Annotated in this window: 10 protein-coding genes; 9 read left to right on the top strand and 1 reads right to left on the bottom strand. The window is 71.7% G+C overall.

The genetic code is table 11. The features are described from left to right. Positions 1–132: 132 nt before the first annotated feature. Complete coding sequence (locus AE652_RS11465) at positions 133–708, bottom strand: hypothetical protein (RefSeq protein WP_234348343.1); 576 nt, start codon at positions 706–708, stop codon at positions 133–135. A 197-nt stretch (positions 709–905) separates the two neighbouring features. Here AE652_RS11465 and AE652_RS43065 point away from each other — a divergent pair, with 197 nt between their 5' ends. From AE652_RS43065 to AE652_RS11420, 9 genes are all read left to right on the top strand, one after another. Then, complete coding sequence (locus AE652_RS43065; protein WP_053112040.1) at positions 906–1,985, top strand: sensor histidine kinase; 1,080 nt, start codon at positions 906–908, stop codon at positions 1,983–1,985. Positions 1,986–2,029: 44 nt separating this feature from the next. Further along, on the top strand, positions 2,030–2,740 hold the full coding sequence (locus tag AE652_RS11455) for a response regulator transcription factor (RefSeq protein WP_049651170.1): 711 nt from the start codon (positions 2,030–2,032) through the stop codon (positions 2,738–2,740). Positions 2,741–3,275: 535 nt separating this feature from the next. After that, positions 3,276–3,635 (top strand): NADH-quinone oxidoreductase subunit A, encoded by a 360-nt coding sequence (locus tag AE652_RS11450; RefSeq protein WP_030060100.1) that lies wholly within the window; start codon positions 3,276–3,278, stop codon positions 3,633–3,635. 127 nt (positions 3,636–3,762) lie between these two features. Next, positions 3,763–4,317 (top strand): NADH-quinone oxidoreductase subunit B family protein, encoded by a 555-nt coding sequence (locus AE652_RS11445; protein ID WP_049651169.1) that lies wholly within the window; start codon positions 3,763–3,765, stop codon positions 4,315–4,317. Next, entirely contained in the window at positions 4,314–5,027 is a 714-nt protein-coding gene (locus tag AE652_RS11440) for an NADH-quinone oxidoreductase subunit C (protein WP_049651168.1), read from the top strand. The genes AE652_RS11445 and AE652_RS11440 overlap by 4 nt, the downstream gene beginning before the upstream one ends. After that, positions 5,027–6,367 carry an NADH-quinone oxidoreductase subunit D gene (locus AE652_RS11435; RefSeq protein ID WP_049651167.1) on the top strand — a complete coding sequence of 447 codons (1,341 nt, stop codon included), beginning with the start codon at positions 5,027–5,029 and terminating at the stop codon, positions 6,365–6,367. Before AE652_RS11440 ends, AE652_RS11435 begins: the two co-directional genes overlap by 1 nt. Next, on the top strand, positions 6,364–7,224 hold the full coding sequence (gene nuoE, locus AE652_RS11430) for an NADH-quinone oxidoreductase subunit NuoE (protein WP_049651166.1): 861 nt from the start codon (positions 6,364–6,366) through the stop codon (positions 7,222–7,224). The genes AE652_RS11435 and nuoE overlap by 4 nt, the downstream gene beginning before the upstream one ends. Beyond that, on the top strand, positions 7,224–8,585 hold the full coding sequence (gene nuoF, locus AE652_RS11425) for an NADH-quinone oxidoreductase subunit NuoF (protein ID WP_049651165.1): 1,362 nt from the start codon (positions 7,224–7,226) through the stop codon (positions 8,583–8,585). Before nuoE ends, nuoF begins: the two co-directional genes overlap by 1 nt. After that, positions 8,582–10,039 (top strand): NADH-quinone oxidoreductase subunit G (locus AE652_RS11420; RefSeq protein WP_049651164.1); only part of this gene is annotated, 1,458 nt, incomplete at its 3' end. The genes nuoF and AE652_RS11420, both read left to right, overlap by 4 nt.

Below are 10,039 nucleotides of genomic sequence, written 5' to 3'. Positions count from 1 at the left end.
CCCCCGTCCCCGCCCCTGCCCGGGCTGTCGCCCCCGCCCCGGCGCCGCGCCCGGCCGGGGGTGAGGGTGAGAGCGGGACCGACGCGGTGGGACCGGGCGCGGAGCCGGCTCCGGTGTGACCCGCCGCCCTCGTCACCGGCGCCGCCGCAGCGTCCGGCGGGCGTAGTCGAGGGCGACCGCGCCGAGCAGCGGGCCCCAGGCGACCAGGGGCAGGTAGGCGAGCGTCATCACCACGGCGGCGAAGCCGTGCGGGGAATCCGGCTCGGCCAGGTTGTGCGCCCAGCCGCCGAGCAGTGCGGCCGTGCCGACGTAGGTGAGGACCGCCGAGCCCAGCAGCGCCGGGACGATCGCGGCGAGCGGCCGGACCCGACGGCCGCCTATCAGGGGGATCCACCGGGGCGCCACCAGCCCCCAGGGCCGGACCAGGCCCAAGGTCAGGAAGGCCAGCGCCTCCGCCAGGGCGCTCAGCGCCACGCAGTAGACCGTGCCCCAGCCCGGCTGGTGCGCGCCGTACGCCGCGGCCGTCGCGCCGGAGAAGCCGACCGGGACGCCGAAGCCGAAGGCGATCCGCCACAGCCCCGAGGGGATGGTGCTGAGGACGGCGGCCCCGGCGGCGAGCCGGGCCCAGCGCGGGGCGGGCGGGACGTTCGGGGCCGCCGCCGCGGCCCGGTGGGCGGTGCCGCGGGCGGTGATCACGAGCTTCGACATGGTGGTGGACTCCCTTCGGCTCCGGCCTCCGTGGCCGGTGCGATGACTCAAGACTGGAGGCCCGCCAGGGGTTCGCGGCAGATGCCGATCGGGCTGTTCCTCCTGCTCAACCGGCCTTTGAAATATGCCGATCGGCACAGGCGCGCCGCCCGGGCGGCGTCGTAGTGTGACGGCAGTCGAAGGGTCGAGAAGGGGTGATGACGATGACTCAGATCCTGTCCGGGGTCCTCCTGGTCCTGGTGCCGCCGGCCTGGGTGGCGCGGGGGCGGTACGGGGCGGCGGCCGTGACCATGGCGCTCGGGGCGGCGTCGGTCGTGGTCACGGTCGCCGTCTGGCTCCTCGGCCGCTGGGCGGAGGGGCAGCGGTGGGCCGGGCTGGCGGGCCTGGTCGAGCTGGCCGTCCTGCTGCTGTCGGTGGTCGTCAGCCTGCGCGCCGAGGACGGCCCGCGGTGCGCGGCGGCGGCCTGGACGGCCTGCGGAGCGGTCGCCCTCTGGCCGTCCCGGTTCGCGTTCGTCGAGGGGCCCGCGGACACGCTCACGCTCTTCGGGTTCGGATCGATGCTCTCCCTGCCGGCCGTCCTGGTCGGGCTCTACCTGCGGGGCCTGGACGAGGGGCGCCGCGAGGCGGTGGCCGAGGCCAGACGGGCACAGCGGCTCGAACTGGCCCACGACCTGCACGACTTCGTCGCGCACGATGTCAGCGGCATGGTCGCCCAGGCCCAGGCGGGGGCCTATCTGGCGGGGATCGATCCGGCCGGCGCGGCCGAGATGTTCCAGCGAATAGAGCAGGCCGGGCAGCGGGCGCTGGCCTCGCTGGACCGGACGGTACAGCTGCTGCGCAGCGAGGAGCAGGGCGGCCGCGGTCCGCAGCCCGGACTCGCCGAACTCGCCGAGGTGGCCGAGCGGTTCACCGCGACGGGCGGCGTGAACGTCCGCCTGGAGCTGCCGGAGGAGCCGGTGCCGCGCGAGGTGGAGGGCACCGTCCACCGGATCGTGGTCGAGTCCCTGACCAATGTCCGGCGGCACGCTCCGGCCGCGCGGGCGGTCGAGATCCGGGCCCGCCGCAGCGGTGGACGGTTGGAGCTGACCGTGACCAACGACGGTCGGGCACCGGGCCCGGCGGGGCGGCCGCGCCGGGGCGGCGGCAGCGGACTGCCGGGGTTGGCGGCCCGGGTGGAGGCCCTCGGCGGTTCGTTGGAAGCCGGTCCGTACGAGCGGGAGGCCTGGCGGGTGACTGCGGTGCTGCCGCTGGAGGAGTCCGGCACGGGGCCGGCGTGATCGTAGGAGCCGACGAAGGTCGGCAACGGGGAGAGGTGCGGGACATGGGCAGTGGCACAGGGCCGGTTCGGATCCTGATCGCGGATGACCAGGCGGACGTCCGCAGCGCGTTCCGGATGATCCTGGACGTCCAGCCGGACATGGTGGTGGTCGCGGAGGCGGCGGACGGCGCCGCGGCGGTGGCGGAGGCACGGAGGCTGCGGCCGGACGTGGTGCTCGCTGACATCCGGATGCCGAAGCTCGACGGCCTGGAGGTCACACGCCAGTTGGCCGACCAGTGCAAGGTGATCGTGGTGACCACCTTCGACCTGGACGAGTACGTGCACACGGCGCTGCGGCACGGAGCGGCCGGGTTCCTGCTGAAGCGCTCGGGGCCGGTGCTGCTGATCGAGGCGGTCCGGGCGGCGATGGCCGGGGACGCGTTGATCAGCCCGCAGGTCACCGTCCGGCTGCTGCGGCACATGGCACTCCCGGGCGCGGAGCCGAAGCCGGCGCTGAAGTCGGGGCCGGGCGCGAAGGCGGCCGCGGCGGCTCCGCAGCCGACAGCCGGGCCGACGGAGGAACTGACCACGAGAGAAAGGGAGATCGCCGAGCTGGTGGCAGACGGTGCGACCAACGCCGAGATCGGCGCAGGGCTGTTCATCTCACCGGGGACGGTGAAGAACCACCTCGCCAACATCCAGCGCAAGATCGGCGCTCGCAACCGGGTGGGCATCGCGGCCTGGGTCTGGGAGCAGACGGCCGGCCGCCAGTAGCGGGCCCCGCCCCGGAGCACGAGGGCCCGCGGCCCCGGCGGGCACCGCCGGAGCGGGACGGCGGGCGCGCGGGAGAGGGGGAAGGGAGCCCCGCCCGACGGCAGGCTCGCGCGCTTGTGAACGAAGGGTCAAGCGAGCGTTCGGGCCCCGCCACCCCTGCGAGTGAGCCGCTATAACACGTCAACATGACGTCTGAAAATTTGCTCCCTACGACGCATAGTTGATATAGGAACACGCCCCTGACCTGCCACTTCACAAGTAAATGCGACCGCTTGTGATCGTTTGACTGCTTTGCGTAGACAAATCTGGGCATGCTCACATTCGACCCCATTTACATGGTGTCGTAGATCACAAAGATGGCGTTGAACTGCGTGTCGCAGATCACAAGCCGACGGGCATAAGATGCGCTCGTTCCAGGCTTTGTGAACTGCCTCACATGAGGTGGATCTCGGGAACCGGAACGCGGGTTCACCTCAGTGTGACCTGCCGGTTCCGATCTGCAGTCAAGGACGACTGGACGGAGGGAGCGGGGGCTATGAATGCCTACGCGCCGATCCTCGTACTCGGTGCCATCGCGGCGGCGTTCGCGGTCGGCTCCGTCGTGATGGCCTCACTCACCGGCCCCAAGCGCTACAACCGGGCCAAGTTGGAGGCGTACGAGTGCGGCATCGAGCCGACCCCGCAGCCCGTGGGCGGCGGTCGGTTCCCGATCAAGTACTACCTGACGGCGATGCTCTTCATCGTCTTCGACATCGAGATCGTCTTCCTCTACCCCTGGGCGGTGACCTTCGACGCCCTGGGGATCTTCGGGCTGGTCGAGATGCTCCTGTTCATCGCCACCGTCTTCGTCGCGTACGCCTACGTGTGGCGGCGCGGCGGTCTGGAGTGGGACTGAGCGCGGGGTGGTCAGAGCGCGGGGTGGTGGCCCACCCGTCCGCCGGCTGAGCACCCGCTTGTGAACGAGCGGACAAGCCAGAACCGGCCCACGTATCAGAGGACTTGAGGGCATTGAGAGGGATCTGATGGGAATCGAGGAGAAGCTGCCGAGCGGCTTTCTGCTCACGACCGTGGAGACGGCCGCCGGCTGGGTGCGCAAGGCGTCACTCTTCCCGGCCACCTTCGGTCTGGCCTGCTGCGCGATCGAGATGATGACCACCGGGGCGGGCCGCTACGACCTGGCCCGGTTCGGCATGGAGGTCTTCCGGGGCTCCCCCCGGCAGGCCGATCTGATGATCGTGGCGGGCCGGGTGAGTCAGAAGATGGCCCCGGTGCTGCGCCAGGTGTACGACCAGATGCCCAACCCCAAGTGGGTCATCTCGATGGGTGTCTGCGCTTCGTCCGGCGGGATGTTCAACAACTACGCGATCGTCCAGGGCGTCGACCACATCGTCCCGGTGGACATCTACCTGCCCGGTTGTCCGCCCCGTCCGGAGATGCTGATGGACGCCATCCTGAAGCTGCACGACAAGATCCAGCACGAGCCGCTGGGCGTGAACAGGCGCCGGGCCGAGGAGCTCGGCGAGGCGCTCGCCCTCAAGGCCACCCCGATCAGCGAGATGCGGGGGAAGCTGCGATGAACGAGCAGGTACCCGAGACCCGCCGCGAGCAGCCGGTCCGCGAGATCCCGGTCGAGGTGGTCGGCCGCCGCCAGGGCATGTTCGGTGCCGAGGGCAGTGGCGACACCTCCGGCTTCGGCGGTCTGGCCGCCCCGATCGTGCTGCCCGGTCCGAGTGAACGCCCGTACGGCGGCTGGTTCGACGAGGTCGCCGACGAGCTGGAGGGCGCCCTGGAGGAGCAGGGCCTGGACCCGGTCGAGGTGATCGAGAGGACGGTGGTCGACCGCGGCGAGATCACCTTCCACATCGAGCGCGACCACCTGCTGAGGACCGCCCGGATCCTGCGCGACGACCCGGCGCTGCGCTTCGAGCTCTGCCTGGGGGTGAGCGGCGTGCACTACCCCGGCGACAAGGGCCGCGAGCTGCACGCGGTCTACCACCTGCGCTCGATCACCCACGGCAGGCTGATCCGGCTGGAGGTCACCGCGCCCGACGCCGATCCGCGCGTCCCCTCCGTGGTGAGCGTCTACCCGACCAACGACTGGCACGAGCGCGAGGCCTACGACTTCTTCGGCCTGGTCTTCGAGGGCCACCCGGCGCTCACCCGGATCATGATGCCGGACGACTGGCTGGGCCACCCGCAGCGCAAGGACTACCCGCTCGGCGGCATCTCCGTCGAGTACAAGGGCGCCCAGATCCCGGCTCCCGACCAGCGGAGGTCGTACAGCTGATGAACACCCAGCACTATGGAGAGACCGAGGAAGCCGACGCCCGCGAGACCACCGAGGGCCGGGTCTTCACCGTCACCGGCGGCGACTGGGGCGAGGTGGTCGAGGCGGTCGGCCGGGCCGACGACGAGCGCATCATCGTCAACATGGGCCCCCAGCACCCGTCCACCCACGGCGTGCTGCGGCTGATCCTGGAGATCGACGGCGAGACGGTGAAGGAGGCCCGCTGCGGCATCGGCTACCTCCACACCGGCATCGAGAAGAACATGGAGTTCCGCAGCTGGGTCCAGGGCACCACCTTCGTGACCCGCATGGACTACCTGACCCCGCTGTTCAACGAGACGGCCTACTGCCTGGCGGTCGAGAAGCTGCTCGGCATCACCGGCGACGTCCCGGACCGCGCCAACGTCATCCGGGTGATGATGATGGAGCTCAACCGGATCGCCTCGCACCTGGTCTGCCTGGCCACCGGCGGCATGGAGATCGGCTCCACCACCCTGATGATCTACGGTTTCCGGGACCGCGAACTGATCCTGGACGTCTTCGAGCTGGTCACCGGCCTGCGCATGAACCACGCGTACGTGCGCCCCGGCGGCCTCGCCCAGGACCTGCCGCCCGGCGCGGTCGACCAGATCCGCGAGGCGGTCAAGGTCTTCCGCTCCCGGATGCACGAGTACGACAAACTCGCCACCGGCAACCCGGTGTTCAAGGCCCGCCTGGTCGACGTCGGCTTCCTGGACCTGCCCGGCTGCCTGGCCCTCGGCGCCACCGGCCCGATCCTGCGCGCCACCGGCCTGCCGCACGACCTGCGCAAGACCGACCCGTACTGCGGTTACCAGGACTACGACTTCGAGGTCGCGATCGCGGAGAGCGCCGACTCCTACGGCCGCTTTCTGATCCGCCTGGAGGAGATGAAGCAGTCGCTGCGGATCGTCGAGCAGTGCCTGGACCGGCTGCGGCCCGGCCCGGTCATGGTGGCCGACAAGAAGATCGCCTGGCCGGCCCAACTGGCCGTCGGCCCGGACGGGATGGGCAACTCCCTCGATCACATCCGCAAGATCATGGGCACCTCGATGGAGGCCCTGATCCACCACTTCAAGCTGGTCACCGAGGGCTTTCGGGTCCCGGTCGGCCAGGCGTACGCGGCGGTCGAGTCGCCCAAGGGCGAGCTGGGCGTGCACGTGGTCAGCGACGGCGGGACGCGTCCGTACCGGGTCCACTTCCGGGACCCGTCGTTCACCAATCTGCAGACGATGGCGGCGATGTGCGAGGGCGGCCAGGTGGCCGACGTGATCGTCGCGGTGGCCGGGATCGACCCGGTGATGGGAGGCGTGGACCGGTGACCAACGTCGAACTCGGACTGCCGGCACTGCCGGCCGCACCGTACCCCGAGGAGGTGCGTGCCCGGCTGGCCGCCGACGCCGCCGAGCTGATCGCCCGCTACCCGCAGGCCCGCTCGGCGCTGCTGCCGCTGCTGCACCTGGTGCAGGCGGAGGAGGGCTTCGTCAGCCCGACCGGGATCCGCTTCTGCGCCGAACAGCTGGACCTCACCACCGCCGAGGTCACCGCGGTCGCGACCTTCTACACCATGTACCGGCGTCGCCCGGCCGGGAAGTACCACGTCGGGGTCTGCACCAACACCCTGTGCGCGGTGCTCGGCGGCGACCAGATCTTCGCCGAGCTCCAGGAGCACCTGGGCGTCCGCAACAACGAGACCACCGAGGACGGCGAGGTCTCGATCGAGCACATCGAGTGCAACGCGGCCTGCGACTACGCGCCCGTGGTGATGGTCAACTGGGAGTTCTTCGACAACCAGACCCCGGACAGCGCCCGGCAGTTGGTCGACGACCTGCGGGCCGGCCGAGAGGTCCGGCCCACCCGCGGTGCCCGGCTGTGCGGCTTCAAGGAGACCGCCCGGATCCTGGCCGGCTTCCCGGACGAGCGCCCGGGGGCCAACGACGAGTCCGGCGCCGGCGGCGCGCCCTCCCTGGCCGGCCTGCGGCTGGCTCGCGGCGAGGCGCTGCCCGGCACCCCCGGCACCAAGGTGGTCGCCCCGCGCCCCGAATCCCCGCGCTCCGACGCACCCCGCTCCGACGCACCCCGCCCCGAGGCCAACGGCCAGGCAGGCAACGGCCAGGCGGCCAACGGCCAAGCGGGCACCACCCAAGCGGGCAACGGCCAGGAAGGGAGCGAAGCGTGATGACCTCCGCCGAGCCGGCCGAGAAGCTGCTCACCCCGGTCCTGTCCGACTCCTGGGACGACAGCCGCCCCTGGACGCTCGACACCTACCGCCGCCACCACGGCTACGAGGGCCTCAAGGCGGCCCTCGCCATGCCGCCGGACGACGTGATCGCCCTGGTCAAGGACTCCGGCCTGCGCGGCCGCGGCGGCGCCGGCTTCCCCACCGGGATGAAGTGGCAGTTCATCCCGCAGAACGACGGCAAGCCGCACTACCTGGTGGTCAACGCGGACGAGTCCGAACCGGGCACCTGCAAGGACATCCCGCTGCTGTTCGCCAACCCGCACGCGCTGATCGAGGGCATGATCATCGCCTCCTACGCGATCCGCTGCGACCACGCCTTCATCTACCTGCGCGGCGAGGTCGTCCCGGTGCTGCGCCGGCTGCACGCGGCCGTCGCCGAGGCGTACGGGGCGGGGCTGCTGGGCCGGAACATCCTCGGCTCGGGCGTCGACCTGGACATCACCGTGCACGCCGGCGCCGGCGCCTACATCTGCGGCGAGGAGACGGCGCTGCTGGACTCGCTGGAGGGCCGCCGCGGCCAGCCCAGGCTGCGGCCCCCGTTCCCGGCCATCGCCGGCCTGTACGCCTGCCCGACGGTGGTCAACAACGTCGAGTCGATCGCCTCGGTGCCGCCGATCCTGTCCCGCGGCAAGGAGTGGTTCAAGGCCCTGGGCACCGAGAAGTCCCCCGGCTTCACGCTCTACTCGCTCTCCGGCCACGTCACCAACCCCGGCCAGTACGAGGCCCCGCTCGGCGTCACGCTGCGCCAGCTGCTCGACCTCAGCGGCGGCGTCCGCGCCGGGCACCGGCTGAAGTTCTGGACCCCGGGCGGCTCCTCCACCCCGATGTTCACCGACGAGCACCTCGACGTCCCGCTGGACTACGAGGGCGTCGGGGCGGCCGGCTCGATGCTCGGCACCAAGGCGCTCCAGGTCTTCGACGAGACCACCTGCGTGGTGCGGGCCGTCACCCGCTGGACGGAGTTCTACGCCCACGAGTCCTGCGGCAAGTGCACCCCCTGCCGCGAGGGCACCTACTGGCTGGTCCAGCTGCTCAAGCGGATCGAGGCGGGCCAGGGCGTCGACGGGGACCTGGAGAAGCTCCTCGACATCGCCGACAACATCAACGGCAAGTCCTTCTGCGCCCTGGGCGACGGCGCGGCCAGTCCGATCGTCTCCTCGCTCCAGCACTTCCGGGCCGAGTACGAGCAGCACCTGGCCGAGCGCCGCTGCCCGTTCGACCCGGCCGCCTCCACCGTCTGGGCCGACGGCCCCCGCCCCGGCCACCAGTCCGCCACCGAAAGGGAGGTGCACGCGTGACGATCACAGAGCCAACGGCCTCCGAGACAGCGGTCGAACTGGTCACGCTCACCATCGACGGCGTCGAAGTGCGGGTCCCCAAGGGAACGTTGGTGATCAGGGCCGCCGAGACCATCGGCACCCAGATCCCGCGCTTCTGCGACCACCCGCTGCTCGACCCGGCCGGCGCCTGCCGCCAGTGCATCGTCGAGGTCGAGGGCCAGCGCAAGCCGGTCGCCTCCTGCACCATCCCGGTGGCCGAGGGCATGGTGGTGCGCACCCAGCTCAGCTCGCCGGTGGCCGAGAAGGCCCAGCGCGGCGTGATGGAGCTGCTGCTGATCAACCACCCGCTGGACTGCCCGGTCTGCGACAAGGGCGGCGAGTGCCCGCTGCAGAACCAGGCGATGAGCAGCGGCGCCGCCGACTCCCGCTTCGAGGGGATGAAGCGCACCTACGAGAAGCCGGTGCCGATCAGCAGCCAAGTGCTGCTGGACCGCGAGCGCTGCGTGCTGTGCGCGCGCTGCACCCGCTTCTCGCAGCAGATCGCCGGGGACCCGTTCATCGACCTGGTGGAGCGCGGGGCGCTGCAGCAGGTCGGCACCGGCGAGGGCGACGACTTCGAGTCGTACTTCTCCGGGAACACCATCCAGATCTGCCCGGTGGGCGCGCTCACCTCGGCGGCGTACCGGTTCCGCTCGCGCCCCTTCGACCTGGTCTCCTCGCCGAGCGTGTGCGAGCACTGCGCCTCGGGCTGCGCGCAGCGCACCGACCACCGGCGCGGCAAGGTGCTGCGCCGGCTGGCGGGCGAGGACCCGGCGGTGAACGAGGAGTGGAACTGCGACAAGGGCCGCTTCGCCTTCCGCTACGCCCAGCAGCGCGACCGGCTGACCACCCCGCTGGTGCGGGTGGACGGCGAGCTGGTGCCGGCCTCCTGGCCGGAGGCGCTGGCCCGGGCGGCCGAGGGGCTGCGCGGGGTCCGGGCGGGGGTGCTGGCCGGCGGCCGGGTGACGGTCGAGGACGCCTACGCGTACGGGAAGTTCGCGCGGGTGGTGCTGGGCACCAACGACGTGGACTTCCGGGCCCGCCCGCACAGCGGCGAGGAGGCGGACTTCCTGGCCGCGGCGGTGGCCGGGCGGGGCGTCGACGTGGACGGCACCGGGGTGTCGTACGAGGACCTCGACCGGGCGCCGGCGGTGCTGCTGGCGGGCTTCGAGCCGGAGGAGGAGTCGCCGATCGTCTTCCTGCGGCTGCGCAAGGCGACCCGGGCGACGGGCCTGAAGGTGTTCTCGGTGGCCGCGTTCGGCTCCCGGGGCCTGGCGAAGCTGCGCGGGGCGCTGCTGCCGGCCGCCCCCGGCACCGAGCCGGAGTGGTTCGCGGCGCTGGCGGCGGACGAGCCGCTGAACGACGACGCGGGCCGGGCGGCCGAACTGCTGCGCACCCCGGGCGCGGTGATCCTGGCGGGCGAGCGGCTGGCC

This window comes from Kitasatospora sp. MY 5-36 (assembly GCF_001182915.1).
Taxonomy (GTDB): Bacteria; Actinomycetota; Actinomycetes; order Streptomycetales; family Streptomycetaceae; genus Kitasatospora.
This window is presented reverse-complemented; position numbering and strand designations above follow the sequence as displayed.